General features: G+C 53.8%; 20 protein-coding genes. 10 read left to right on the forward strand and 10 right to left on the reverse strand.

What is annotated here, in order from left to right; genetic code table 11:
* Positions 1–12: 12 nt before the first annotated feature.
* From ACFE8Q_RS04990 to ACFE8Q_RS05005, 4 genes are all read left to right on the forward strand, one after another.
* Positions 13–927, forward strand: coding sequence for an ankyrin repeat domain-containing protein (locus ACFE8Q_RS04990; RefSeq protein ID WP_375444357.1), 915 nt, complete (start codon positions 13–15; stop codon positions 925–927).
* 172 nt (positions 928–1,099) lie between these two features.
* Positions 1,100–2,464: a glutamine synthetase family protein gene (locus ACFE8Q_RS04995; protein ID WP_375444253.1), complete on the forward strand. Its 1,365-nt coding sequence runs from the start codon at positions 1,100–1,102 to the stop codon at positions 2,462–2,464.
* 103 nt (positions 2,465–2,567) lie between these two features.
* A complete protein-coding gene (locus tag ACFE8Q_RS05000; RefSeq protein WP_375444254.1) occupies positions 2,568–3,608 on the forward strand; it encodes a hypothetical protein in 1,041 nt (346 codons plus the stop codon).
* A gap of 111 nt (positions 3,609–3,719) precedes the next feature.
* The gene (locus tag ACFE8Q_RS05005) at positions 3,720–4,559 is read left to right on the forward strand and encodes a TIGR01459 family HAD-type hydrolase (protein ID WP_375444255.1); all 840 of its coding nucleotides are present in this window, start codon (positions 3,720–3,722) and stop codon (positions 4,557–4,559) included.
* Positions 4,560–4,567: 8 nt separating this feature from the next.
* On the opposite strand, the gene ACFE8Q_RS05010 is transcribed toward ACFE8Q_RS05005, so the two are convergent.
* Together ACFE8Q_RS05010 and ACFE8Q_RS05015 are read right to left on the reverse strand one after the other, a co-directional pair.
* Complete coding sequence (locus ACFE8Q_RS05010; protein WP_375444256.1) at positions 4,568–6,094, reverse strand: DUF1501 domain-containing protein; 1,527 nt, start codon at positions 6,092–6,094, stop codon at positions 4,568–4,570.
* A 138-nt stretch (positions 6,095–6,232) separates the two neighbouring features.
* On the reverse strand, positions 6,233–7,927 hold the full coding sequence (locus tag ACFE8Q_RS05015; protein WP_375444257.1) for a DUF1800 family protein: 1,695 nt from the start codon (positions 7,925–7,927) through the stop codon (positions 6,233–6,235).
* A gap of 328 nt (positions 7,928–8,255) precedes the next feature.
* Here ACFE8Q_RS05015 and ACFE8Q_RS05020 point away from each other — a divergent pair, with 328 nt between their 5' ends.
* Positions 8,256–8,960: a VIT1/CCC1 transporter family protein gene (locus ACFE8Q_RS05020; protein ID WP_375444258.1), complete on the forward strand. Its 705-nt coding sequence runs from the start codon at positions 8,256–8,258 to the stop codon at positions 8,958–8,960.
* 36 nt (positions 8,961–8,996) lie between these two features.
* Here ACFE8Q_RS05020 and dinB read toward each other — a convergent pair whose 3' ends face one another.
* Positions 8,997–10,052: a DNA polymerase IV gene (gene dinB / locus ACFE8Q_RS05025; protein WP_375444259.1), complete on the reverse strand. Its 1,056-nt coding sequence runs from the start codon at positions 10,050–10,052 to the stop codon at positions 8,997–8,999.
* Between the two features lie 241 nt (positions 10,053–10,293).
* On the opposite strand from dinB, the gene ACFE8Q_RS05030 reads away from it, so the two are divergent.
* A complete protein-coding gene (locus tag ACFE8Q_RS05030) occupies positions 10,294–11,988 on the forward strand; it encodes an AMP-binding protein (protein WP_375444260.1) in 1,695 nt (564 codons plus the stop codon).
* An 83-nt stretch (positions 11,989–12,071) separates the two neighbouring features.
* On the opposite strand, the gene ACFE8Q_RS05035 is transcribed toward ACFE8Q_RS05030, so the two are convergent.
* On the reverse strand, positions 12,072–12,497 hold the full coding sequence (locus tag ACFE8Q_RS05035) for a LytR/AlgR family response regulator transcription factor (protein ID WP_375444261.1): 426 nt from the start codon (positions 12,495–12,497) through the stop codon (positions 12,072–12,074).
* Between the two features lie 231 nt (positions 12,498–12,728).
* On the opposite strand from ACFE8Q_RS05035, the gene ACFE8Q_RS05040 reads away from it, so the two are divergent.
* From ACFE8Q_RS05040 to ACFE8Q_RS05055, 4 genes are all read left to right on the forward strand, one after another.
* A complete protein-coding gene (locus ACFE8Q_RS05040) occupies positions 12,729–13,538 on the forward strand; it encodes an MbnP family protein (RefSeq protein WP_375444262.1) in 810 nt (269 codons plus the stop codon).
* 18 nt (positions 13,539–13,556) lie between these two features.
* Entirely contained in the window at positions 13,557–14,648 is a 1,092-nt protein-coding gene (locus ACFE8Q_RS05045) for a cytochrome-c peroxidase (RefSeq protein ID WP_375444263.1), read from the forward strand.
* 128 nt (positions 14,649–14,776) lie between these two features.
* Positions 14,777–17,014, forward strand: a complete 2,238-nt coding sequence (locus tag ACFE8Q_RS05050) for a S9 family peptidase (protein WP_375444264.1) — start codon at positions 14,777–14,779, stop codon at positions 17,012–17,014.
* Between the two features lie 72 nt (positions 17,015–17,086).
* Entirely contained in the window at positions 17,087–18,721 is a 1,635-nt protein-coding gene (locus ACFE8Q_RS05055) for an NFACT RNA binding domain-containing protein (protein ID WP_375444265.1), read from the forward strand.
* Positions 18,722–18,801: 80 nt separating this feature from the next.
* On the opposite strand, the gene ACFE8Q_RS05060 is transcribed toward ACFE8Q_RS05055, so the two are convergent.
* From ACFE8Q_RS05060 to ACFE8Q_RS05085, 6 genes are all read right to left on the reverse strand, one after another.
* A complete protein-coding gene (locus ACFE8Q_RS05060; RefSeq protein ID WP_375444266.1) occupies positions 18,802–20,046 on the reverse strand; it encodes a glycosyltransferase family 1 protein in 1,245 nt (414 codons plus the stop codon).
* Positions 20,047–20,287: 241 nt separating this feature from the next.
* Positions 20,288–20,728 (reverse strand): VOC family protein, encoded by a 441-nt coding sequence (locus ACFE8Q_RS05065; RefSeq protein ID WP_375444267.1) that lies wholly within the window; start codon positions 20,726–20,728, stop codon positions 20,288–20,290.
* Between the two features lie 118 nt (positions 20,729–20,846).
* Positions 20,847–22,235: a glucoamylase family protein gene (locus tag ACFE8Q_RS05070; protein WP_375444268.1), complete on the reverse strand. Its 1,389-nt coding sequence runs from the start codon at positions 22,233–22,235 to the stop codon at positions 20,847–20,849.
* A 69-nt stretch (positions 22,236–22,304) separates the two neighbouring features.
* The gene (locus ACFE8Q_RS05075; RefSeq protein ID WP_375444269.1) at positions 22,305–23,969 is read right to left on the reverse strand and encodes a glucoamylase family protein; all 1,665 of its coding nucleotides are present in this window, start codon (positions 23,967–23,969) and stop codon (positions 22,305–22,307) included.
* 105 nt (positions 23,970–24,074) lie between these two features.
* Positions 24,075–24,977 carry a LamG-like jellyroll fold domain-containing protein gene (locus ACFE8Q_RS05080; protein ID WP_375444270.1) on the reverse strand — a complete coding sequence of 301 codons (903 nt, stop codon included), beginning with the start codon at positions 24,975–24,977 and terminating at the stop codon, positions 24,075–24,077.
* 55 nt (positions 24,978–25,032) lie between these two features.
* Positions 25,033–26,568, reverse strand: coding sequence for a RagB/SusD family nutrient uptake outer membrane protein (locus ACFE8Q_RS05085; protein ID WP_375444271.1), 1,536 nt, complete (start codon positions 26,566–26,568; stop codon positions 25,033–25,035).
* Positions 26,569–26,571: the final 3 nt, after the last annotated feature.

The raw sequence follows: 26,571 nt of genomic DNA on the forward strand, positions 1-26,571 counted from the left end.
CTGGTTGTAGCTATGCTTCTACTGGTGGGTGCCTGTGCTTCCGTAAATCAAACTACAATGGACCCCAAGCGTTATTTCGATGGCACAGCCTTGACCCTGGCTAAAGCCATTCAGCAGAACCAACTCGATGAGGTAAAGCAATTTGCCAGGCAGGTTGAGCTAAATAAACTGTATCGGGAAGACATGACGCCATTGATGTGGGCAATGGCCGTAAACCAGCAAGAGGCTTTTAGATTGCTACTACAGGCAGGGGCAGATCCTAACCTGAAAGATAAAGACGGTACGCAACCTGTAGGGATAGCCGCGGGGGCTAACGATAACAATCTGTACCTGACGATTTTGTTGCAGAGTGGCGGTAATCCGAACAGCATGCACCATACAGAACCTGCATTACATGTGGCTTTCGACAGCGAATATTATCAAAATGTTGATTTACTGCTCGCTGCCGGTGCCAACATTAATAGTCGGGACAGGCATGGCAACACCATTCTGATTAAAGCCGGTTATCAGGAAAAGTTTGAGAAGGCCATCGACCTGATCAACAAGGGAGCCGACATACACGCTGTTGCTTCCTCGGGTGGCGGTATTGCGCTGGAAGTGCAGGAAAGTACACCCAAAGTGGGATCGCCCGCTTATCAGGCGCAGGCTCGCTTGAAGAAGCTGCTGGTTGGGCGGGGCATTAAATTTCCCATACCAGACCCATCGGCAAAACCCTATGCTGAGCTATTGATGCGTTGGAGCCAAACGCCGGAAGGGCAGACATGGCAGCAGAAACGTCGGCAACTGGCAGATGACCCAATGGGTTTCGGTAGCGTGTGGGTAGAGACCGATCGGGCGGCGTTTGCCGCGTTCAAAGCCTGGATGAAGGCTAACGACATTCCTGAACCAGCTCAACCGAGAGCAAAAGCGATCGGACTCAACGAGTGAGTTGGTAGTGTAGTTTGCGAAGAGAATAGGGGCCAGCATTGGGGAGGCGAGTTGAACCAACGTACCTGAGTATAGACCTGCTGCCAATAAAACCAGCGCTATACTCATGCAGACCGTGTTTGTCTGGTGAATTCATTTACTTTAGCACTCCGACCAACCTCGCTCTACGCGCATGGATGCCACGCAACTGCTTGCCTACCTCGACGAACACGATATTCCTAAAGTCAAATTCGCCTTTGCCGATATCGACGGCGTCCTGCGTGGAAAGATCATCAGCCGCGAAAAATTCCGGGCGGGTCTGTCTGAGGGATACGGCTTCTGCGACGTCGTTTTTGGTTGGGACAGCAACGACGTCGCCTACGACACCGGAATCATTACGGGCTGGCATACCGGCTACCCCGACCGGCCGGTGCGTATTGATCTGGGTACGTTCCGGCGTATTCCGTGGGAGGGTGACCTGCCGTTTTTTCTAGCTGATTTTAGTGGGGGAGATACCGGCCGCGCCGACCTGCCCGCCTGTCCGCGTTCACTCATGAAGCGGGTATCGGCGCTGGCTACCCAGATGGGCTATCGGGCCGAAATGGCTCAGGAGTTCGAGTGGTTCAATTTCCGCGAAACACCACACACGCTCGAGCAAAAAGGATTTCGAAATCTCACACCGCTTACGCCCGGCATGTTTGGCTATTCGATGTTGCGCCCATCGATGGAGAATCAGTTTGTGGATGAACTGTTTACCCTGCTTGGCCAGTTTGGTATCCCCCTTGAAGGGCTGCATACCGAAACGGGGCCGGGCGTGTATGAAGCGGCCATTCACCACGATTCAGCCCTGAAAGCGGCCGACAAAGCCGTCTTATTCAAAACTGCCGTGAAACAGATCGGTTACCGGCACGGAATTCTGGCCACGTTTATGGCTAAATGGAACGCCGACCTGCCCGGTTGCAGTGGTCATATTCACCAGAGCCTATGGTCGGCAACCGACACGAAAAACCTGTTTTTCGACCCGGCTGCTCCTGATCGTCTAAGTGCATTGGCCCGACAATACATCGCCGGGCAACTATATTGCCTGCCTCACATCCTGCCTATGTATGCGCCCACCATCAACAGCTACAAACGGCTGGTGGAAGGTGCCTGGGCACCAACTACGCTAACCTGGGGATTCGACAACCGGACGGTGGCCATGCGCGTGTTGAACCATGCTGAAGCCTATACCCGCGTGGAAATGCGCGTGCCCGGCTCCGATACGAACCCGTATCTGGCCATGGGCGCGGCGCTGGCGTCGGGCCTGTACGGTATCCGGCATGGCCTCTCGCTCGACGTACCCGCCACCGTTGGCAACGGCTATGAGAATACAACCAATGGCCGCCTGGCTGCAACCCTACGCGATGCCACGTACCTGATGCGCGACTCGGCCGTTGCCGCCGAACTTTTCGGCGACGGCTTTGTTAACCATTTCTGTCAAACCCGCGACTGGGAATATCGGCAATATGCCAGCCAGGTTAGTGACTGGGAATTGAAACGGTACTTTGAAATCATCTGAAAAACTGTTTACCGTTCACCGTTTGCTGTTTACGGTTGCGCTGCTGGTCCAGGATACGTACCTGGGCAGCGCAACCGTAAACAGCAAACGGTGAACTGCCTTTATGCGCCTCATCGACTATCCTCCTATTATACGCCAGGCCTGGGCGGCATTTGATCCTACTCAGACGGTGCAGGCCGTAGAAGACATCAGTGCCAAAGTCTCTACCAATCACGTTTTCCGGCTGACACTCGATTCGGGTGATCGCGTAATTGCTAAGCTGTCTTATTTTGGCAAATTCGAGCATTTCAAAGACGATCATCGGATCATTCATGCGCTGGCCAATAACCTGTTGTATCCTTTTGAGAACGTGCTGGCCAAGTCGCTGATGAAGAACGGGCAGGTGTTTGTGTACCGCCATCAGAGCGAATCGATCGACGCGTGGGTCGTTTTTTACAACCCCATCCGAACGATGGAGCGAATGCCCCGCCGCCTCGACGAAATGCATATCCGTAAACTGGGAACCGAGATTGCCCGGTTTCACCTGGCCTGTGCACGGGCTTCGTCGGTGCTGCCAAAGTACTCAAAAACGCTCCGTTCCGATGTGCAGGGCCTGCTCGATCTACTCGACACCGACGCGGGTAAGTTCGAACATCGGATGCACGAAGAGACCCTGCGTAGGCAATGCCAGTTATTTCTGGAAAACAGGAAGCGGCTGGTCGATAAAAAAGTAGAGACCATGCCCGTTTTCGTCGACTGGAACATTGGTAATTTCTCGGTGACTGAAGACTTGAAACTGTTTTCACGTTGGGACTACGACTGGTTCCGCATCAGCTACCGGGTGATGGATTTCTACTTTTTTAGCCGGGTCTGCTCCGATGCGGGTGATCGCACGGTATTTTCGTACTACATTGGTCCAATGGCCGAAGAACGGTTTGGCTGGTTTCTGGAAGAGTACCACAAGGTGTATCCGCTGACTGAGCGTGAGATTCGCTTTTTGCCCGAAGCCTACCGGTTTTTCATTCTAAACTACGTGATCAAGTACGGCCGGTATTTTTTCCACCGAACCTACGCCACCAAACTTCAGCGCGAAGCCTACGACATCTATTTCCCATCCATCGACACCTTCGATGTGACGCCGATTTTAGAACGGCTTGGCCTTTGAAAGGTGTTTACTGTTTTCTCTTTTACTGTCTTCTGTTGCGCTGCCAGTTTACAGTATGTTGAAATACCAATGCAGCAGAAGACAGTGAACAGAAACCTGTAAACGTATACCATGATCTCTTTCGCCTCCCTGATTGACCAGTATAAAGCCGTTTTCTTCGATGCCTATGGCGTACTGAAAAATGCCCACGGGCTCATCCCCGGCGTCGACCGCACCATCAACGCGCTGATCGAGACGGAGAAACCATTCTATATACTCACCAACGACGCCTCGCGTAGCCCCGAACAACTGGCCGATTCCTACGCGCGCCTCGGCCTCCCGCTGGTTACCGCCGACCGCATTGTGTCGTCGGGAATGCTGGCGCGGGAGTATCTGCAATTGAAAGTGAGCCACGGAACGGTGGCCTATCTGGGCACCGACACCTCGGCCCACTACATTGAGAACGCCGACCTGCATGCGCTGCCCATCCGCAAGGTAAACCTCAACGATGCCTCCGATATTACGGCGCTGGTACTGCTCGATGACGAAGGATTCGACTGGAACACCGATCTAAACAAGACCGTGAACCTGCTGCGAATACGAAATATTCCGGTTATTGTCGCCAACACCGACGCCACGTACCCTGTATCGGGTAATCGGGTTGCGGTGGCCATCGGTGGCGTTGCCGACATGCTGGAACGCATCGTTGGTAAGCAGTTTATCCGTTTCGGAAAGCCTGATGCTCAGTTATTTATGTTCGCCTATGACCTGTTGCGCGAACAAATGCCCATCGGCAAAAACGAAATCCTGATGGTGGGCGATACGCTGAAGAGCGATATCCTCGGCGGCAACAAATTCGGCTTCGACACGGCGCTGGTCCTAACCGGAAACACGCCCGCCGAAGACGTCGACCTTCGCATTAAAGCGACCGGCATCATTCCCACCTACGTTTGCGAATCAGCCGCGGTGTAGATACGTACCTAACCTGTCACCCGAACGGTGAAAGGGCCGGTGTAGCGAATCTTGCCATCCAGCTTGATGTTCCGAACGGTGAGGGGAGAATCTACGGTGAGGATATGCCCCGCGTTGACGCGCACAAACTCGGTCGCCATCGGTTTGCGACCCACCGACCAGACCGATTTGTCGGCCCAGTTGCCGGTTTTTACCGTTTCAACGAAGTTGGAGAACAGCGAAACCGTTGGGAATTCGAGTGTGGTTGGTGAAGTTTTAAACAGCAGTGTGTTCGTTCTGGCTATTCCTGCGCCAAACCAGTCGTTGAGCAGGTCGGTATATACGCGGCGGAAATCGATCTGATACGGAATGTTGCGGCTGCCATCACTACCCACAATCAGGTTGCTCAGGTCGGGATTGACACCGATGGTGCTGTGCGTCACGTTTCGACCGAAAACAAACATGGGTGCGGCCATACCATGATCTGTTCCTTTTGAGTTATTGGAATTGGCCCGTCGCCCAAACTCTGAGAAGGTCATGCCGATCACTTTATCGGATGTACCCTGTAGACCCAAATCATCCTGAAATACCTTAATGCCCGACGATACTTTGCCCAGCAGCGTAGCGTGGGCACCAATGGTGTTGTCGGTGGTATCGACCTGAGCGGAGTGGGTATCAAATCCACCGATGGATACGAAGTATACTTTCGTTTTGAGCCCGCCGTGAATTAGCCGGGCCACGATTTTGAGCTGGTCGGCCAGCGAGTTCAGGCCTGCCGTTGGGTACGTTGCCAGCGTGACTCCTGCATCGTAAGCCGATTTGATCTGGCCCGCGTAGCCGACCGCCAGGGTCTGTTGCTGCCGTATATGCGCAATCTTGTCGCCCGCATCGCAGCAGGGCAGGTAATCGGGAGGGGCGGTTGTACTGCTGCCTACCAGCGTATAGAAGCTGTTGGGGTCATTGATCGCTACGCCCATCGACTGCACCGGACCAAGCAGGGTGGTCGAGGTTAGGTAGCCAATTTGCAGGGCCAGCGGGTCTTCCATCGCCGCACTGGGGTAGTTCTCAGGGTAGCCCGGAAAGCGATTATCCAGGTAACGGCCGGCCCAACCCGTATCGGCGTACTGATCGCTCGCCACGCCCGTCATCCAGATATCGCCCGATCGCTGGTGCGACTGGTCAGGGTTGGGGTACCCTGCCGAGTGGATAATCGTCAGCTTACCGTCATTATAGAGGTCGCGCAGGCCCGTCATGGCCGGGTGCAGACCGGTAGCGCTGTTGCCCGAAAGCGCCAGCACACTGGTTTGTGGAATGGCGATGTTGCTTCGTAAACTGTTATAGGCCGAATACTGGTCGACCGGGATCACCATGTTTAGGCCATCGTTACCGCCGTTGATGTTGATAATCACCAGAATACGGTCAGCAACGGCGGCATTAGTGGCCAGCAACGAGTTGACCAGCACCGAATTACGGGCCAACGCGTTGATGCCGAAGCCGTTCAACGCGATAGGCAGCGCCAGTGATGTTGTGGTTGTTAGAAATTTACGGCGGTTCATAATTAAGTGGTCATTAGGTGGTCATTAGGCTGCGCCGTCACTAGGTGGTCATTTGTTGTTAACGATTGATGCCCGCTCAATTACAACGAATGACTATTTAATGACTATCAATGACAGCGTAGCCTAATGACCATAAACCTAAACGATGTGATATTCCGCTAGCCTGAACAGGTACTTCTGAAGGGCTTTAAGGCGGTTGTTAACAGCATTCTTAGCATTGGTAATAGCCGAGGCGGAGTAATTGGCTGGGTACGTTACTGTTCGTCGGTACAGATTCCATTCGAATTCCCAGGTCGACCGGGGAATACTCTGCATCATGATGGTGTCGATCAGAAAATCTTTCTGAACACTAACCAGGTCCGTGACGAGTAGGTTGGGTAAAAAGCCGTCGAGCACCTGAACACACGTAACGGGCGGCGTATTTGGTGCCTGCGCGGTGTTGGCGGGAATGTCGCCAAAGTTGGGTTGCAAGGCCGTTGCTCGTGCCAGTGGGTTGATGTTCAGTACCGTAGTCTGGTAGATCGTCTGGCTGTTGGCGAGGCGGTCGCTACCATCGTTGCGTACGGCCATCGTGTTGGTGTTGCTCCAAAGCTTGGTATAACCCGTTTGGTAGAAGGCGTCGTAACCGAACACGCTGGGTTGATCAAGCAGATCGAGCTGTAGGTCGCGCATCTTGTTGTAAACAAACTCCATCGTTTTTCGGAAGTTGATGACGGGTGTCACGGGCGCAATGGGCAGTTCGTAAAAACGCATCAACCCCACCATAAAATCGGCGGGTGACTTCACCAGTGACCCAACATTGGCTGTATCGAAGAAGACCTGGCTGGTAAGAAGTTTTACAAGAACGGGCTGAATCTGGTAATTGCTGCTCACCAGCAACTGCGCCAGCGGTATGATTACGTTCGTCTCCATCTCCGGCGTGACCGTGTCATTGACGTACCAGCGGTAGAGCTTTCGGCAGATGTGTCGCGATGTTTGTGGATGGTTGAGCAGCATCGTCACCAGATCGACCAGCTCCAGATCGCCAGCCGTTGTGCCCGTTCGGCCGGTAATGACGGTGTTGCTGTATTTGGCCGAAAACGTTTTGTTGGTGCTGTCGTGCTTGGTACTGGTGAAGGTGGTGGCGAATGTGGTGGCTCCTTCCTTGTAGTAGTTGCTGTATTTCCAGCCGGTCAGCACGCGGGCGGCGTTGTGCACGTCGTCTTCTGTATAGTTGGGCGTACCATTGGCGTCGACGGCACCTACGGTAAACAGTTCCTGCAATTCACGGGCGTAGTTTTCATTGGCCTTACCTGCTCCCGATTCGTTCTGGTCGCCATTGAGAAAGCGAAGCATGGCGGGCTCTTTGGTCATTTTCGTTACCAGATCGCGGAAGTTGCCCAGCGAATTATCACGCAGGAGTTTTAGGTAACTCCACACAAACCGGTAGTCGTTGGCCACTTCGCGGGTTGTAACGAAGTGATTTTGCCAGAATAGCGTCAGCTTGTCGAGCAGATTCACCGGCCCCGGCTGAATCATCAGATTGAGCCACCAGTATTTGATGTAATAGCCATATTTGAAATTATTGGCGCCTACGAAGGGAAGGTATTCGCCAGCAGGTGTGGTTGCGCTTTGCAAAAAGGGTTGCCCGGCCGTAGTGGCTGTCTCGTCCAGATCAACCGGCGGTGATGGGTTGTAATTAACGTTGGTTAACAGCGTCTGCACGGCCTGCGTGGCAGTTTTGCCTGTAAACGTGGCAATCTCGGCTGGGGTGGGGCCAAAGGTGGCCCGACGTAGCAGGTGTGCGGCCATTTTAGCCGTCAGCGTCGGTACATAAAGGTCTAGATAAGGCATACGGCGAGCCCGGCAGAACGTGAACTAGTTACCGGCTACTAGGTAAAATAAATGCGTATTCAATCCAGTCCGATAGTCAATTGCTCAATAAATAGCAACCAATCAGACCCTGTTTGTCAGAACTGGACGTTGTTTGTTCCTGAAAATACTGGTAATGGTCGTATGAATCAATTTCGACATGAAAATAAATTGATTCTTAACACATTCTCGTAAACGAACGTACCTGGTTGATAAGAGTAAACCACCACTGAAAAGAGAACCTTTCGCTCATACAAACTCGTACTGAATGTACCTGATTGATAAACTATAGTAAGCAACACACAGAATCATGGCAGATACCGGGCATTTATATCATCACGAAGAACACCTTCAAAGCTCCGATTTTATTGCTGATATCGTCATTGGCATGGCCGATGGACTGACCGTTCCGTTCGCGCTGGCGGCGGGGTTGAGCGGTGCCGTGGCCAGTTCGTCGCTGGTGGTTACAGCGGGTATTGCCGAAATTGTGGCTGGCTCTATCGCGATGGGGCTGGGCGGGTACCTGGCCGGCCGCACCGAAGCTGATCATTACGAGTCGGAACGGCGGCGCGAAGTTGATGAAGTAGAGCGGGTGCCGGAACGCGAAAAGCAGGAGGTACGTGATGTTTTCGCCGAAATGGGCCTAAGCCCCGACCTGCAAAACGTCATCGCTGATGAACTGGCCAAAGATAAAACAAAGTGGGTCGACTTCATGATGAAGTACGAACTGGGCCTTGACGAGCCCGACCCGAACCGGGCCACAAAAAGCGCGCTGACTATCGGCCTGTCTTATGTGGCGGGTGGTTTGGTGCCTTTAGCGCCTTATTTCCTGGTGAACGTACCTGCCGATGCACTGCTGTACTCGTGCATTGTTACGCTTGTTTGCCTGTTTATTTTTGGCTACTTCAAGAGTAAGGTCACCGGGCAACCGCCGATCAGCGGTGCGTTTAAAGTAACGCTCATTGGCGCGCTGGCGGCAGCCGCTGCCTTTGGTGTCGCCCGGTTGTTTGGTTGATTTCATAGCCACCATTTTTCATCCGGGCTACTTCCGTCAGAACCCAATCTCCAGTTGCCTGCCTGCCTCATTCCGGTCTACTGAACCGTCGGTCGATTCCAGGTTCGATACCGATACACCCAGCAGCCGAACGCCTTTTGCCAGCGGCATCAGCGTATTCAGCAGGTCGTGAGCCAGGTACGTTAGCTGCGCTTCATCGGAGATAGGCGAGCCGAAGGAACGGCTTCGGGTTATCTGCTGAAAATCAGCGTATTTGACTTTAAGCGTCAACGTTCGGCCAACGGTTTTCAGGCGCTGGCAGTCTTGCCAAAGGTCGGTAATGGGGCCATGTAAACCAGCGATCAGGTCGGGCCATTCGGTCAGGTCGGTGCTGAAGGTGGTTTCCGAGCCGATGGACTTACGCTCGCGATCGGGCGTGACGGGGCGGTCGTCGATGGCGTTGGCGATGGCATGGTAGAAGTGGCCTGCCTTACCAAAATGCCGAACCAGAAACGCCTCCGTTTGCCGCCGCAAATCCAGACCAGTGGCAATGCCCAACTGATTCATTTTCGCTGCGGTGGCCGGTCCAATGCCATGAAACTGCCCAACGGTCAGGGTCTCCACAAAAGCCAGCCCCTGACTAGGTTTAATCACAAACAGTCCGTCGGGTTTGTTGTAGTCGGAAGCGAGTTTGGCCAGGAACTTGTTGTACGATACGCCCGCCGAGGCAGTCAGGCCGGTAGTGTCTTTGATGGCTACTTTAATTTGTTGCGCAATCTGCGTAGCCGATTCCATTTGCCTGAGGTTTTCCGTGACGTCGAGGTAGGCTTCATCAAGCGAAAGCGGTTCAATAAGCGGTGTGTATTCGGCGAAAACGGCTCTGATTTGTTGCGAAACAGCTTTGTAAACGTCAAAACGGGGTTTTACGAAAATCAGCTCGGGGCATTTGCGCCGTGCCGTGCTGGATGGCATGGCCGAACGTACCCCAAATACACGGGCTTCGTAGCTGGCCGCGGCCACAACGCCCCGCTCCCGCGAGCCGCCCACCGCAATTGGTTTTCCCCGTAAAGCCGGGTCATCGCGCTGCTCTACCGACGCATAAAAAGCGTCCATATCAACGTGTATGATTTTGCGATACGCCTGCTCCACTGCCGCTTCGTATAATACAAGACGAATATATGGCTGGAAGTCGGGAAAAAGTAAAAGAAGTTCTTAGTTGGGAAAGTCGACTTTTCCTGACCTTTTCTACCTTTAGTAAAACCATTCTGGCTTAAATCGTATTTTTGCTATATAACTTACAATCTCACAGATAGTCGCGTGCACTACCACACGGCTTGTTACGTGAAGCCTAAACATGGAGTCGACAACCAACACCCACCCCTGGATCAAGTTCTATCCTAAAGGCGTACCCGCCGAAATCAACCCTGACACGTACCCGTCGTTGGCAGCCCTGATCGAAGACGGCTGTCGTCGTTTTGCCGATCGGCCCGCCTATGCCTGTATGGGTAAGCAGGTTACATTCGGGGAAGTTGACGAGCAGTCGAAGCAGTTTGCTTCATTCCTGCAACACGACCTTGGCCTGAAACCCGGTGATCAGGTGGTGATTCAAATGCCTAACCTGCTGCAATATCCCATTGCCATGTTCGGTATTCTGCGGGCGGGCCTGACGGTGGTGAACACCAATCCCTTGTATACGCCGCGTGAGATGCAGCATCAGTTCAAGGATTCGGGCGCCAAAGCCATTGTGATCCTGGCCAATTTTGCATCTAACCTGGAGAAAATTATCGACCAGACTGATATCAAGCACGTGATCGTAACCGAGATTGGCGACCGGCTGGGTTTTCCGAAGAAGCTGATTGTCAACGCGGTGGTGAAATACGTGAAGAAGTTGGTGCCCGCTTATAACCTGCCAAACGCCATTTCATTCAACGACGCCCTGAGCCGGGGCAGTCGCCAGCCGATGACGCCGGTACCGCTCAAAGGCACAGACCGGGCATTCATCCAATATACAGGCGGAACAACCGGTGTTTCTAAAGGAGCAGTACTGACCCATCGTAACATCCTGTCGAACGTAGAGGGCCAGTATGTTTGGATGGCCCCGGCGGGGGTGCCGGCAGGGCAGGGAATCATTGTTGCAGCCTTACCTCTGTACCATGTTTATGCGTTGACAACCAACGCGATGGCTTCGCTACGGAGCGGCGATATGAACCTGCTTATCACCAACCCCCGCGACCTCAACGCCTTCATCGACGATCTGAAAAAATACAAGATCACGGCCTTTACCGGCCTCAATACGCTCTACAACGGTCTGTTAAATCATCCGCGCATTAATGAGGTCGACTGGAGCCATCTGAAAGTAACCTCGGCGGGCGGTATGGCGCTGCAAACATCGGTAGCCGATCGCTGGCAAAAGATGACCGGCAATATTCCGGCCGAAGGCTACGGACTGTCAGAAACATCACCTGTGCTGTGTTCAAATCCGGTGGATGGCACATCGCGGGTGGGTACAATTGGTGTCCCCTGGCCAAGTACCGATATGAAGTGTATGCTGGAAGATGGCACCGAAGCGCCGCAGGGACAACCGGGCGAGATATGGGCGCGTGGGCCGCAGGTGTTTCAGGGGTATTACAACCGCCCCGAAGAAACAGCCAACGTAATGGCGGGCGAGTGGTTTAAAACCGGCGATATTGGTGTCGAGGATGCCGACGGTTTCTTCAAAATTGTGGATCGTAAGAAGGACATGATTCTGGTGTCGGGCTTCAACGTGTATCCCAACGAGATTGAAGATGTGGTGTCGCAGTGCCCCGGCGTACTTGAAGTGGCCTGCATTGGCGTACCAAGCTCAAAATCGGGTGAAATTGTGAAGGTGTTCGTTGTAAAGAAGGATCAGGCGATTACCGAAGCGCAAATCACCGCTTACTGCAAAGAAAACCTGACAGCCTATAAGGTGCCGAAACAAATTGAGTTCCGTACCGAATTGCCCAAATCGAACGTAGGCAAAATCCTCCGCCGCCCCCTGCGCGACGAAGAACTGGCGAAACTTAAATAGGAGTTAGTGTCAGGTTTACAGTGCTTCGCTGATTTACCTCCTTAAATGGAGAATCAATGAAGCACTGTAAACCTGACACTAATCTAATCTGCCAACGTCTGCACCTTCTGCTGGAAGCCTTCCAACTGGCGGAAGAAGATACTGGCTTTTCGGCGCGACACGTCGATGCGGTCGCCGTTGGTTAGCTGCACCGTGAGTTGATTGCGGCTGGGATGTGCTTCATCCAGATACATCAAATTTACGATGTTCTTCTTGTGCGGACGGGCAAATACGTCGGGTGCCAGCCGGGAGGCCATCTTTTTCAACGTCAGCGATACCATCAGCCGGGTGCCATCGCTAAAGTGAAACATCGTATAATTACCCTCGCCTTCCAGACGGACGATCTTGTGCATAGGCATCGCCTTGCGGTACCCCCAGAAAGGGAGCGTGAGGTCCGACATGTCGAACAGACGGGTGAGGGCTTCGGGTGTAATGCCCGAGCACACAGAAGCGAAGGAGTTCGCGTTCATGATGAAAAGTATATATTGTGGATAGATAAAAGTACTGGTGCAATATTCACCAAAAGCGCTTGATTGTCAATACCCTGAACAGAGTATCTTTTTTGCCGTTTACTAAATTTAAGACCCTGCCGTTTACCGCTGACACAGCCTTAAATCATCCTTAATATGGCTCGTTCCGGCAACATACAACGTTGTTTCAGCGTTAGTCAGCCATAGAACCGGCTGGTAATCTGCTCACTTATGCAACGTCTTTTCGGGTTGTTTTTCGCCTTGTCGGGCCTGATCGCGTGTCAGACCAAAAATGACGTAGCTACGTCGGTCGGATCAGTACAGCTTACATTCGACAACAGGGTTGGCAGCAACGACCTGGCACTGGGCACTGGCACCTACCGGAACAAGGCAGGTGAAACATTTACCGTTACGCGTTTCGATTATTTTGTCAGCAATATCCGCTTACTCAGGGCCGATGGCGCAGCGTACACCGTTCCGCAGGACGACAGCTATTTCCTGATTCGCGAAGCTGACCCAACATCGCAGGTAATCACGTTGAACAACGTACCTGCGGGCGACTACACCCAACTCGAATTTATGGTGGGCGTTGATAGCCTGCGCAATACCGCCGACATCAGCAAGCGCACGGGCATCCTCGACCCGGCCGGTAGTCACACCAGCGGTATGTACTGGGACTGGAATTCTGGCTACATCCATTTAAAAATGGAAGGAACCTCGCCCCAGGCACCGCTCGATGCCACTGGTAACCGTAATTTCCGGTACCATATCGGCTTGTTTGGCGGCTATCAGGCCCCTACGCTCAACAACACCCGCGTTGTGCGCGTACCCATGAGCGTGAACGGAGCGGGAGTTCGAACCAGCGCAGCTATGAAATCGTCGGTCGTAATTAACACAGATGCCGGGAAACTAGTCGACGGGCCAACGCCGATCAGTATTGCCACGTACCCAGACGTAATGGTGTCGCCGATTTCGGCCACGATTGCCAATAACTATGCTACCATGTTTTCGTTCGGGTCCTCTGGAACCAGTTCGAAGTAGATAAACTGCTGATTACTTGTGAGACATATCCGTATTGTTGCCCTTCTTTTTAGCATAGCCCTGTGGGGTTGGGTGGCATCGTGCGGACCAAAAGGTACCACTGATGAGCCAGTAAAACCCGACCCGCCAACTACCGCCGGCACGCCCTACGCCTGGAAAGCGCCCGCCAATTTTCCTGATCCGGTCTACGATTTTGCCAACAACCCGTTGACTAAAGAAGGCGTAGCCCTTGGCCGAACGCTGTTCTACGACGCCACGCTTTCCAAAGACGGCACGATCACCTGTGCGTTCTGCCACTCACCGTTTACCGCCTTCTCGCACACCGACCATCCGCTGAGTCACGGGATCAATGATCAGATTGGCACGCGTAACGTACCTGGCATTGAGAACGTGGCCTGGCGGCAGAACTTCTTCTGGGATGGCGGCATCGTCGACCTTGATCTACTGCCCATTGCGCCCATCCAGAACCCCGTTGAAATGGGTGATTCGCTCGGTAACGTGCTCAAAAAAGTGCGCACCAGCGGTCGCTATCGACCGTTGTTTAAAGCGGCCTATGGCACCGATTCCATCACGTCGGAACGGTTTTTGAAAGCACTGTCGCAATTTATGCTGACGATGGTATCGGCCAATTCGGGTTACGACAAGTTTGTTCGGAAAGAAGCCGACGCCGCCCTGCCTGATGCCGCTCAACGTGGACTTACCCTGTTTCAGGTCAAGTGCGCGGGTTGCCATAAGGAGCCGTTTTTTACCGATCAGAGCTTTCGGAACAACGGCCTGCCGAAGATCGCTACGGCTAAGATTGACGACCTGGGGCGCGGTGCCATTACGGGGCAAGCCGCCGATAAGTACAAATTTCGCGTACCCAGCCTGCGCAACATCGAATTTACACCGCCCTACATGCATGATGGTCGGTTTAGCACGCTCCAACAGGTATTGCGCCACTATGCAACCGGCGTGCAGGATAGCCCCCAACTCGACCCGTTGCTGAAGCAAAACGGCCAACTGGGCATCCCGATGACTCAGCAGGAACAGAACGACATCATCACGTTCCTGCTCACACTGACCGACTATTCGTTCATCAGCAATCCCGATCTCCAGCCATTGCGCTGAACTTACTGACAGGATTGACAAGAAGGCTTTTCTGTTGTCGGGCTGACAAAACCGCGTCAGTTCAACGGATAAGCAGTATCCGCTTAAATCTAGTTAATCAGCGTTCTATTTGGGTATATCTTGCGGGTATGCAACACCATCAACGCTTCCTGCTTCCTCTGTTTCTGTTCTGGGCCACCTTTGCCGTCGCCCAACCCGCCACCAGTGTGCTGGTCACCGACCTAACCCGCATTAAGCAGGTGGGTGGTATTCAGGTTTCACCGAATCGGCAACAGGCCCTGTATACCCTGACGACCATCGAGCCAACGCCTGACCAGCCGCTGGAATACGACTACCGCACGCACATCTACCTCACCAACCTTCAGCCCGGCACCGACAAAGCGCTGACACGTGGCGCCGAGAGTGCCCGGCAGGCTGTGTGGTCGCCCGATGGTAAACAGATTGCTTTCGTGAGAACCGTCAAGGGAAAATCGCAGGTGTTTGTGATGCCGCTCGACGGGGGTGAGGCCTACCAACTGACAACGCTGGCATATGGCGCAGGCAGCCCCGTTTTTTCGCCCGATGGCAAACGGATTCTGTTCACCACATCGGTATCGTTTCCCGAGGTAATGGCCGACACGTTATTGAACCCTGAGCGTCGGGGGCCACGTTGGTCGCTGGAAAAACCGGGTATGGCAGCGGCTGATATGTTGCCAAAAAAGGACGCACCGAAAGCAAATCCCGATGGGTCGCTGGCCGAGATTAGAGCGTACCTGGCCAAAGATGTCGAGGATAAAAAAGCCAAAGTGATCACCCGCCTGAACTTCCAGGGCGAATCGACCACCGAACCGGTCATGAGCTTTGCTCACCTCTACGTCGTGGAGGTACGCGAAGGCGCAAAACCGACGCCCATTACCCGTGGCTTTGCTTCCTATCAGGCGGCTGCCTGGTTGCCCGACGGACAGGCTATTCTGGCCGTGACCGACCGCGATCCGGCACAGCACCCCGACCGGGAAGTCGACAACGCCATTGTGGCCATTGCTGCCGATGGCTCAGGTACGTTGACGCCGGTCTTGAGCGAAGCAGGTAAATCGTTCAGCTCGCCGGTTCCCTCGCCCGACGGCCTCAAACTCGCTTATCTGGCGGGCAATTCGCGGGGGGTAGGTTTCCCAAATCTGGCGCTGGCCGACCTGAGTAATATGACCGTCAGCAATGCGAAAGTCATTGAGTTCGACCGGGCGGCGGGCAATTTTGTCTGGGCCAACGTACCCATTGGGCAAGCTGAAGCAAAACCTGCACGTGGCGCTAATAAAACAGCAACGTACCTGGCCTTATACTTTACTGCCAGTGCCGACGGAGGCATTCCGCTGTTCCGGTTGAACACCCGCACCAACACCATCGATCGCTTGACGACACCCGAATCGGGCGTGACCAATTTTGATGTCAGCGGCGGCACAATTGTATTTGCTAAAACGGAAGTGGCCGATCCCTCGGCCCTCTACACCGCCTCGCTCGACGCCACTACGCCCAAAAAACTAGCCGCGCCTAACGCTGACTGGCTGGCTGGCAAGGTGCTCAGTTATCCGAAAAAGGCCGTTTACACCAACTCAAAAGGGCAGGCAGTCGACTACTGGATCATGAAACCGGCCAAATTCGTAGCTGGCAAGACGTACCCGCTGGTGCTGAATATGCATGGTGGCCCAACGGCTATGTGGGGACCTGGCGAACCATCGATGTGGCACGAACTGCAATACCTCTGCGCCCAGGGCTATGGTGTTGTCTACGCCAATCCGCGCGGGTCGGGGGGCTATGGGCAGGCGTTCCAACGGGCCAACTACCGCGACTGGGGCACCGGTCCGGCCGAGGATGTACTGGCGGCGGCTACGGCGGCAGCTCGTGAACCGTGGGTCGACACAACGCGGCAGGTCATCACGGGCGGTTCTTACGCGGGTTACCTCACCGCCTGGATTGTTGGGCATGACAACCGGTTTAAAGCAGCTTTCGCGCAACGGGGCGTCTACGACCTCACCACGTTTATGGGCGAAGGCAACGCCTGGGCGCTGGTGCCTAATTACTTCGGGTATCCGTGGGAAAACGGAGCGAAAGAAGTACTGGACGCCAATTCGCCGTACTCGTTCGTCCAGAATATCAAAACGCCGTTGCTGATTAAACATGGCGAGAACGACCTGCGTACGGGCATTATCCAATCAGAAATGATGTATAAGAGCCTGAAGGTGCTGGGCCGCCCCGTCGAATACGTTCGTATGCCAGGCGCTACCCACGAACTGAGCCGAACCGGCAACGTTCGCCAGCGCATCGACCGTATGCTTCGCATCTATGAGTTTTTTGAACGCTTCGTCGGCGAAAACGGCGCGCAGGTTAAATAACAGGTATCAGTAGCGTTGCTCAGGTACGTTGCTGGTTGCACCATTGACAACTGATCGTTGTTCACTGATCTCATGCACACCAACTATTATTTTCTGCGTCAACTGGCTCCTGTACTTCAGGCCCGATTGCAGGGGCTTTTTTTCATGGAATGCTTCAGCCAGGATCGCGACGAGGTGGTGCTGGCGTTTGCGCAGGCGCGGGGGAAAGCCAATTATTACAAGCCGGTTTTCGTGAAAGTCACCCTTCGTCCCGATTTTTCCGGGCTGCTTGTTTCCGACGATGTGCGCCGTGCCCGTACCAACAGCGTCGATCTGTTCAATAACCTGACGGGCAATGAAGGCGGCGATGACCCAGACCGGCCCGGCATGGAAACACCGGGCAAAGCGGTGCTGGGGGTACGTTCCTTTCTGAACGAACGCTGTTTAGCCATTGACCTCGCCGATGGGTACACACTGCTGTTTAAATTCTTTGGTAACCGGCCAAACCTGCTGATCTTCAACGAAAACGATGTTGAAGACCTGTTCAACAGCAAGCTCGTTGCCGACCGGAATTTAAAACTCGACAGCATCGACCGGCCGATCGATCAGAGTGAAACAGCCTTCATGGCGGCGGCTGGCGATTACCGTAAACTGTTCCCCACCTTCGGAAAACTGGTACGGGCTTACGTGGAGAAGCGGGCACAGGAAGCCGGTACGGGCGTTACCTGGGCTATGTTGCAGGACGTGCTGCGCGAGTTAGACCAGCCCACCTATTCGCTGATCCGGTTCGAGCATCACCCGGCCTTGTCATTAGTGCCTCTCGCTGAACCGATACGTACCTACAGCGACCCGATCGAAGCAACCAACGGGTTCTTTATTTCTTACAACGGCCAGAACGTTGTCGACCGGGAGCGTGCCGACGTGCTTCGCCTGATCGATAAGCGGCTGAAACGGGCGCGTGCGTTGCTGGACGCCAACCTGCAACGGCTCATCAGCCGCGACGATGGGCCAAGCCATGAGGAACTGGGTAACCTGCTGATGGCTAACCTGCACAACGTACCTGTGTTGCCCGGCGGCCGCTCACCCGAAACAATCACCGTCGAGGATTTTTACCGGGATAACCGCCCCGTCACCATCCGGCTAAAAGTCGATTTGTCGCCGCAACGTAACGCGGAGGGCTATTACCGGAAAGCAAAAAACGAAAAGATAGAAGCCGAACATCTGACGCAGCAGATCGACTATCGCGAGAAAGAAATTGATGAGCTTCAGGCCCACCGGGCGGTGATCGAGCCGATGCAATCGCTGAAAGAACTGCGCAGGTATGTCAAGCAACACGGCTTACTTGGTGATGCGCCAGCGAGTACTGATCCAGCCGAACTGTTCAAAGAAGTTCAGTACGAAGGGTTCGTGATCCGAATTGGTCGTAACGCCAAAAACAATGACCTGCTCACCCAGCGCTACGCTTACAAAGATGACCTGTGGCTACACGCCCGCGATGTGAGCGGGTCGCATGTGGTGGTGAAATACAAGGCGGGTAAACCGTTTCCAAAAACGGTGATTGAGCGGGCCGCCGAACTGGCGGCCTGGTATTCGAAGCGACGAACCGACAGCCTGTGTCCGGTGATTGTGACGCCGAAAAAATTCGTCCGTAAACCAAAAGGCCTGGCTGAGGGCCAAGTCGTGGTGGAAAAAGAAGATGTAGTACTGGTTGTCCCGAAAGGAGAGTAGGAACAATGATTAAGTATCAACTGGCTGACGCAGCTATATTCGTGCGAAGCCAATTGACACTTAATCATTGTTCATTGTATTCACACGTTTTTGCAGATGCATTGGCTCATGTCCTGCCAGGTTTTATCCCAGGAGTTTTCGCTCAGGAACTGGTCCACGGCTTCCCAGCTTTTGGGATGTTCGCCGTTGAGTGCTTTCTCAATGGCGGCCTCAAACTCAGCGGCTGTCGAGGCTATCTGCGTAAATCCACGTTCGCCGTAGGTACGTACCACATCGCGAATGGGCGTTGATACGGTTGGCAGGCCAGCGGCCAGGTATTCGGGCGTCTTGGTTGGGCTGATAAACTTCGTCGACTCGTTGAGGGCGAAGGGTAGCATGGCCACATTCCAGCCGCTGAAATAAGCGGGTAACTCTTTGTATGACTTCATGCCCAGGTAATGTACATTTGGCGTGTGGGGCAACGTAGCGGGATCGATTTTCACGATGGGGCCGATGATGATAAACTGCCAGTCGGGGCGTCGCTGAGCCAGGTCGCGCAGCAGATCCACATCGAAACGCTCGTCGATCACGCCCGAAAAACCAATGCGTGGCTGCGCAATCTGAGCCTGATCGGCCGGATCGGCCTGACCGCGCCGGGCTTTCGAGAAATGAGCAAAGTCGATGCTGCTCGGAAACGCGTGCGCGTGGGGATGACGCGTCCGTTTAGCTTCATAAAGGCTGTAACCACCGGTAAAAACTTGGTCGGCCCGAGCCATCAATTTAGTTTCCTGATTAAGCAGTTCGCGTGGTGCGCCCAGAAAGGCCGACAACTCATCCATGCAGTCGTAAACGGTATGGGTGGGCGTCAGGTGATCGCTGAACAACAGCGCCATAGGTGTGTAATACCAGGCAACGTAGTCTACTATACGTTCTGATTCAATCAGTTGATCGACCATCCGGCGCTGGTAAGCGAGCACATCCTGATGGGGTGTTCCGTGGGGAATGTGAGGAACAACGATGTTAAGGTTTTCACCTTCCGAGCGCACATCAACGCGCAGTTCGTTGCCCCAGATGGGTTCTTCCAGAAACCAGACCGTCATCTGCTCGCTGGCGCGGCTCAGCAAATGTTGAGGACGCTGATACACGAAATTCCAACGCAGATGCGAAAAACAGATCAGATGCTCGGGTAGTGCCGTCCGGCTAACCGATGCATCAGACGAGCGGCCCGATTTGTTAGTTTTGGTTGAGTCTGTCGTACTCAACAGGCTGGCTACTGATGAGATTTTAGACAGTTGTTCATTTGTTGATACGTCCGATGAAGACGCTGGGTAGTCACTAAGTTTCATGAGAAAGCGACGGAAACGGTTAACAAAGGGCCAAACCCGTTCAAGCAGGGCATACGCCTAACCGTAGCAACGCAATCTTTCGCGTGGTTAGTAATTACTCCTGAAAACGTATTGATTGACGAACGGCCTAACGGCGACGTGTACAACAAGAACCCGCCGTTCCCGACAATGTTAAGCGGCCTAAAAGATACTTAGGCAATGGTCCGACACGGAATGCATACAAGAAGTTAACTGCGTGCGTCTAGTACGCTTTAGTGACCACTTTTCCCTGGTTCAATTCCCACAGATACCCGTCAGGATCAGAGAAATAGAGCTGTACCACTCCGTCAAAACGAGTTTGTTTATGGAAGGTAAGATTATGGGCTTTCAGGTATGCTTCCGACTTGTCGATGTTATCGACGAAGAGCGCAATGTGGCTGGCGTTTTTGTCGTGGATGATCTCTTCCGTGCGCCCGGCCATGAGGTGAATCTGCTGCCCATTGCCCAGATCGAACCACGACCGGATAGCTTTCAGGTTTTCGGGTACCGGAATAGGTTTCAGGCCCATCACATCCCGAAAAAAGGCCGTACTAACCGCCATATCTTTCACATGCAGAGCCAGGTGATTATGACCAACGATACCTAGTTTGTCTTGAGCAACAGCCAGTTGTGCCAGAAAAAGGAAGACGATAAGAAAACGCATGGATGATTTCATCTGGAAGAGGAAGTATGTAGTTTGACCGTTTGTAGCTATGTATCAGTCAGTAAACTGACGTTGTCTGCTTTCCTACTTAACGACGAGCCAACAAAATAGGTACGTGTCAGTTCAGCCAGCTTCCTTTGAATCCTGCCCGCGTCAGGCCGCGCCGAATATGCGGATTGCGCTTCATCAGGTTCCAGACAAAATTAGTACGCAGATTTTCGGCCATTAAAACAATTGGCCCCTGGTCGATACCCAGGTAATCGATGTCGAACCAGCCGTTTGTTGTGGGGCCGTTGGCAAACGCTGAGCGATAACGGTATGTAGGGTTAAAGGCGTCGCGGAAGCCATACTGACCATATAGTTGGCTACCGTATCTTGCCTTCATAGTCCGTAACGCGGGCAAACAAATTTCGGGGGCAAAGGCCATTGATCCTCCGGCGGCCGTGGGGGCAATGGTGCCATCATCTACTACCTGCTGACTGGCGGCTCCGCGGGCGCGATACGAGAAAAACGTGCGGCCAGCCACCGTCGTGTCTTTGGGGCCATCGCAGGCCGTCAGCCCCCAGATGGTGGCGTTATAGTCGCTCCAGTTGGCGGGATTGGCCAGGCAGTAGGCTCGGTTTGCGTAGGTTGCCCGGCGCGAATTCTCGGCGTAATCGATGCCTTTTTTTGCCATGTAACTATCCTTTATACCTCGAAAGTCGATCCAGATATGCGAGTACTGATGCCCGAATAGTGGGTCGAAATTGACGTGAGCCTGATTCTGAAACGTTGCCCATTCGTAGCTCGTTGTCCAGGCTGTCCAGGCGTCGGTGCTGATGGGGTGGGTGGGTGAACCGAGGGCCAGTACGTACAAGAGCATGGCTTCGTTGTAGCCTGTCCAGTCGTTGGGAATGAATCCTTTTTCGGGATGCCACCCCATCGACACCACGGCGGGCGATTTGGCTTTTGGATTTCGGTTCTGAAACCACGTCCAGTCGGCTCGTGCGTAAATCTGTTCGGCTAGTTTACGGATTTCTTTTTCCGCAGGTACGTTCTGGTCAAAGTACGTCTGGGCGCTTAGAATACCGCCCAGAAGCAAAGCCGTGTCGATGGTCGATAGTTCGACCTGTTTGAAGCGTTTCCCCGTTTTCATGTCCAGAAAATGGTAGAAAAAACCTTTATAGCCCGTTACGTCAGTTGCTTTTTCTGATTGCGTGGCCGTGGCGAAGAAGCGCAGGGTGGCCAGTGTCCGGTCGGCGGCTTGCTTCCGGGTAACGTACCCACGTTCAACGCCAACCAGGTACGTGGTAAGGCCGAAGCCAACAGCGGCTACGCTGCTGAACGAAGGCGTTGGCGCGCGGTCGGGAATGAGGCCGTTGGCCGGATTGGCCGTTTCCCAGAAATACCGGAATGTATCGTGTTGCAGACTATCTAAAAAGGCATTGTCGGCCGTGGTAAGCTTGTATGCCGACTGGGCCTGAGCAAGCCCGATGGTACAGGCAAACAGGAGGAAGAGGAGTTTCATGAAAAGGGTTTAGTAAGGAAAATCAGGCGGGCTGTTTTTAGTAGGATTCATACTGGTAAAGCCTCACGCCTAATTCAGGTTTGGACTGGCGAAGCCGAGTCCTTTCATGCCTTTTTTTACTTCGGGGCAACTCATGAACAGGTTCCATAGAAGCCCGCTGCGCTGGTTTTCGATCATAACAATGATCGGTCCCTGATCGATGGCGAGATACGAGTTGGCAAACCAGATATTGGTCAGATTAAACGCGTCGACGAAGCCCTGATCCTTCCAGATTTTGTCGCCCAGTTTGTAATAAAAGAAACGGAGCGCCCGCATCGATTCGGTAGGTGTGTAAGGCATCGACGATAGTGCTGCCGTGGGCGAGATGGTGCCGTTATCGTTATTGGGTTCGTGGGCCGAGTAGCCGTTTTGTTCATCACTGGCGGTTAGCCCCCAGCAGTCGGCGCTGTAGCCTGCGTAGCCTTTCGGATTGGTCTTGCAGTAGGTGTAATTGATCTGCGAGTGCGCCGTATTCTGCTGCCAGTAATCAGCGTAGGTATCCGTTAAATCATGCGGATTGATGCCCAGAAACGAATAGTGTGAGAAGAACAGCGGGCCGCCGTAGGCCGGGCCAAGGGGTAGTTTTATGCCGTAGTAACTGTTGCCGTTAACCATTTTGCCGTTCTGCGCCCAACTCGTGGTATACACCGCTTTTGAAATAGGCGATGTGTTCGACGAGGCGGCCATGACGTAGGTGATCAGGGCTTCGTTCCAACCCCGGATGGGCATGTTCATATCCCAGTTGTAGTTGGGCGACCAGTGCCAGTAGAGGTTGGTTTCAGCCCCGCTTTTAGTAAACCAGTTCCATTCCACGCCATCCCAAAGCGCGTTGATCGACTTGCGCAGGGCAATTTCGTCGGCGTTGGTGGGGCTGTTGAAATACTGCCGGGCGGTGAGCAATCCCTGCATCAGATACGAGGTTTCGACCAGATCGGCACCGTCGTCTTTTTGGCTGAACGGAATCGTTGCGCCGGTAGCCCCATTCAGCCAGTGGGGAAACGCGCCGTGATGGCGTTTGGCGGTTGTTAGAAAACCGGTAATTTTTTGCAGGCGTGCCAAACCATCCTGCCGGGTAATGAAATTGCGGTTGATCGCCGCCACAATAGCCATCACGCCAAAGCCCGTTCCGCCCGACGTGACCACATCGCCCGACGAATTACGTTCACGAGCCATGCCCGAAACGGGGTGGCCAAAATCCCAGAAATAAGTGAAGGTTTTTTTCTGCACCAGGTCGAGCAGGGCGTCGTCGCTGATGCGGGGAAATTTATCGGTACTATCAAGCGCCGTAGTCAGGGTGACGACAATACTCGAGTTCAGGGCGGTGCTTCGTTGCGAGGTGAGCGAGGGCAACACCTCCAGTGTGTAGGCCGTTAACGGGCGGAGCGGTTGCTGGGGCGTCAGGGTCAGGGTGGTGTCGTTTCCCGAAAAAGCGTAGGTCAGCGGTACTACCTGGGCGTCTGATTTCTGAGTGAGTCGAACCGCCGTTGAAATGCCGTCTTTCTGCACCGGCGCTGAAAACGACAGCGTAATTACCGGACTGGCGCTGACATTCCTGAAGCTCTGACTAACCGACGACTGCCCATTGACAAGCGCCGCCCGGTAAAAGAACGACTCAGGTACGTCGGGCGTCGTTTGTGTCTTGCAGGCAAACCCTACCAGCAAAATAAGGAGTGACAGTAGGGGTATGGTTCTCATAATACGTTGATTGGTTGATGCTTATGCAAAGAGGGCGTACGCAAGCGTAGAGACGCAATATCTTGCGTCTCTACGCGCGTCAGCAATACATCGTGGCGTCTAGGCTTACCGGCCAGCGGCTTCCAGTTGATACAGTGAGTTGATATCGCCCACCGTAAGGGCTTTGCTGTAGATGCGTACTTCGTCAAGCTGGCCCGTCATTGGCACCTGCCAGCTATCAGCAGTGCCACCGCCCGGCAGGTTGGTACCCCATGCGCCCATAATCACTTTCGTTACTGGATACAGTGCCAGATTACCAAGTGGTGAGCCATTATACGTGCGGGTTTCGTAATCGGGATTGTTGATTTTTTTGCCGTTACCGTACAGGGTGATCTTAGAGGTGCTGGCATCGTAAACAGCTACGAAATGCGACCATTTTCCACCGGCTTTAAACGTCTGATCACCCCCCTTTTGCGACGAGTTGATGTTATCCTGAAAGGTAGCGTTACCATCTGATGCTTTATGAACCAGCAGCCCTTTTACGTCAAGCGTATCAATAGTTGGCGCATACCGGCCTGTTTCAGCCAATAGGTTGACGCTGCCCGCCCATTCGTTGGCTCTTGCCAGTGTAAAGAATGACGATGGTGTGCCCGAACCACCTTTATTGTTCTTTACATTAACCCATAAACTAACCGTGAAACTAGGAAGGCCGGCTGAGTTAAGCAGACTGGCCGGTGTTGGAAAAGCAACGTACCCAGATGCCAGATTGAGCGCCTGCCGTTGACCACTCGCGCCTGTTGTGAACGAGGCATTCACCGCCGCTGATGGCGCCGTACTTGAAATGCGCTCATTGTTAGACCCGTCAAACGGCCAATGTGCTATCAAATTCGAGGTAGCTATGTCATTCGAGCTATTGTATCCGCCGATGGCGGGAAGGGTTGCTGTCTCGTCTTTTTTGCACGATGAAACGAGCGTTGTGCCTGCCAGGAGGGCAGCTATAACCCATGTACTCTGTGTTGCAGTTTTCATAATTTAATTTTTTAAGCTGATTATTAACTGATTTGGATTGGTGTTTACTCGTTGATTAATATCCGTTGTTCTGGTCCAGTTTGCCGCCGCTGAGCTGAATTTGCAGGCTGGGCACAGGCAATAGTTCGTTCTTACCCGCCACGAAATTTTTGCCGGCTGCTTTCATCACCTGCGCTGCCCGGCCTTGCCGAACGAGGTCGAAAAAGCGGTCGTGCTCCATGGCCAGTTCTACGCGGCGTTCGTTCCAGATGGCGGTGTGCAGGTCGGCTTGACTGGCGGCTTTGGTGGCGGCTAAACCAGCCCGCGTGCGAACCTGATTCAGGTACGTTGCTGCGGCGGCCGATTGCCCCAGTTCGTTGGCGGCTTCGGCGTTCATCAGCAGCACATCGGCGTAGCGGAGTAAGCGAATGTTTTTCTGCTTCTGGTCGCGGTTGCCCAGATACGGCTCGATATTCTTGTTTTCGCTGGCATAGGCCTTGTAATTGTAGTAGGCGTTCTGCACCGAATCGCCGCTGGGAATTCGGAAGCCATCGAACAGCAACGTACCCAGCCCCCGGCCACTGCGGTCTATGGCAATGATGGTGGCGGCTTTGCGCCTGTCGCCCACTTCATAGGCGTTGACGAGGTCGGGCGTGGGGGTGCAGAAGCCAAAACCTAGGTCTGTCCATCCACCTTTGGGGCCAACGCGTGGCCCTTGCCAGGTGCAATACCCGCCCGCCGCAATGTCGGAGTTGTTGAACGTGCCGCTCTGCGTTTCAAAAATCGACTCTGCATTGTTGGCTCCTGCGTAGCGCCAGATCAGCGAGTAGTCGGGCACCAGCGAATACTGGCCGGAACTGATTACGGCCTGGGTCAGGGTCTGCACCTGCTGCCAGTTTTTGCGGTACAGGTACGTCTTTGCCAGCAGTGCCTGAGCCGCGCCCTTGTTGGCATGGCCCACCGCCGACTGGGTACGTATCGGCAGGTTGTCGATGGCAAATTGCAGGTCCTGGGTAATGACACCGTAGATCGTGTCGACGGATGCACGCGTTTGAAAAGCCGGGTCGGTGTTGGCATCCTGTGCATCTTTCGGCACCCGGACTACCTTTGGCACTTTACCAAAGAAGCGCACCAGATTGAAGTAGTAATAGGCCCGGATAAACCGCACCTCGCCAATCAACTGGTTTTTCGTGGCGGGAGCAAGCGACGCCGTCGACAGGGCAACCAGCGCCTGGTTGGCCCGAGAAATGCCACTGTAGTAGCCATTCCAGAGGGCGGCTACAAACGTGTTGGTTGGCGTTGTGGTGAAATTGTCGATGTCGTTGAGGGGCGGCTGGTCGCCGGGAGTACTGCCCTTGTCGGCATCGTCGGAGATGATATTGGTGGCGGCAATAAAGCTGATGCCGTGCACGTCGCCGCCTGCCCCGCCGAAGGCTTCTCCGTTGAATAGGCTATTGTAAACGCCCGTTACCAGGTTGACAGCCAGATTTGGGTCGGTGGCGGTGGTTGCCTGCCCCTGTACAGGTACGTCGAGGAAGCTTTTCTGGCAGGAAGCCGTTAGTAACGCGGCCGTGAAACCAGTGCTAAGCAGGAGTATGAAGTTGCGTGTCATTGG

The organism is uncultured Fibrella sp., assembly GCF_964250085.1.
Taxonomy (GTDB): domain Bacteria; phylum Bacteroidota; class Bacteroidia; order Cytophagales; family Spirosomataceae; genus Fibrella.

Coding starts and splice junctions, on each gene's coding strand:
- ACFE8Q_RS05080 (WP_375444270.1), bottom strand. CDS start 24,977: ATGAAAACTGCAACACAGAGTACATGGGTTATAGCTGCCCTCCTGGCA.
- ACFE8Q_RS05085 (WP_375444271.1), bottom strand. CDS start 26,568: ATGACACGCAACTTCATACTCCTGCTTAGCACTGGTTTCACGGCCGCG.
- ACFE8Q_RS05000 (WP_375444254.1), top strand. CDS start 2,568: ATGCGCCTCATCGACTATCCTCCTATTATACGCCAGGCCTGGGCGGCA.
- ACFE8Q_RS04990 (WP_375444357.1), top strand. CDS start 13: ATGCTTCTACTGGTGGGTGCCTGTGCTTCCGTAAATCAAACTACAATG.
- ACFE8Q_RS05040 (WP_375444262.1), top strand. CDS start 12,729: ATGCAACGTCTTTTCGGGTTGTTTTTCGCCTTGTCGGGCCTGATCGCG.
- ACFE8Q_RS05010 (WP_375444256.1), bottom strand. CDS start 6,094: ATGAACCGCCGTAAATTTCTAACAACCACAACATCACTGGCGCTGCCT.
- ACFE8Q_RS05030 (WP_375444260.1), top strand. CDS start 10,294: ATGGAGTCGACAACCAACACCCACCCCTGGATCAAGTTCTATCCTAAA.
- ACFE8Q_RS05055 (WP_375444265.1), top strand. CDS start 17,087: ATGCACACCAACTATTATTTTCTGCGTCAACTGGCTCCTGTACTTCAG.
- ACFE8Q_RS05065 (WP_375444267.1), bottom strand. CDS start 20,728: ATGCGTTTTCTTATCGTCTTCCTTTTTCTGGCACAACTGGCTGTTGCT.
- ACFE8Q_RS05070 (WP_375444268.1), bottom strand. CDS start 22,235: ATGAAACTCCTCTTCCTCCTGTTTGCCTGTACCATCGGGCTTGCTCAG.
- ACFE8Q_RS05035 (WP_375444261.1), bottom strand. CDS start 12,497: ATGAACGCGAACTCCTTCGCTTCTGTGTGCTCGGGCATTACACCCGAA.
- dinB (WP_375444259.1), bottom strand. CDS start 10,052: ATGGACGCTTTTTATGCGTCGGTAGAGCAGCGCGATGACCCGGCTTTA.
- ACFE8Q_RS05075 (WP_375444269.1), bottom strand. CDS start 23,969: ATGAGAACCATACCCCTACTGTCACTCCTTATTTTGCTGGTAGGGTTT.
- ACFE8Q_RS05015 (WP_375444257.1), bottom strand. CDS start 7,927: ATGCCTTATCTAGACCTTTATGTACCGACGCTGACGGCTAAAATGGCC.
- ACFE8Q_RS05060 (WP_375444266.1), bottom strand. CDS start 20,046: ATGAAACTTAGTGACTACCCAGCGTCTTCATCGGACGTATCAACAAAT.
- ACFE8Q_RS05005 (WP_375444255.1), top strand. CDS start 3,720: ATGATCTCTTTCGCCTCCCTGATTGACCAGTATAAAGCCGTTTTCTTC.
- ACFE8Q_RS05050 (WP_375444264.1), top strand. CDS start 14,777: ATGCAACACCATCAACGCTTCCTGCTTCCTCTGTTTCTGTTCTGGGCC.
- ACFE8Q_RS05020 (WP_375444258.1), top strand. CDS start 8,256: ATGGCAGATACCGGGCATTTATATCATCACGAAGAACACCTTCAAAGC.
- ACFE8Q_RS04995 (WP_375444253.1), top strand. CDS start 1,100: ATGGATGCCACGCAACTGCTTGCCTACCTCGACGAACACGATATTCCT.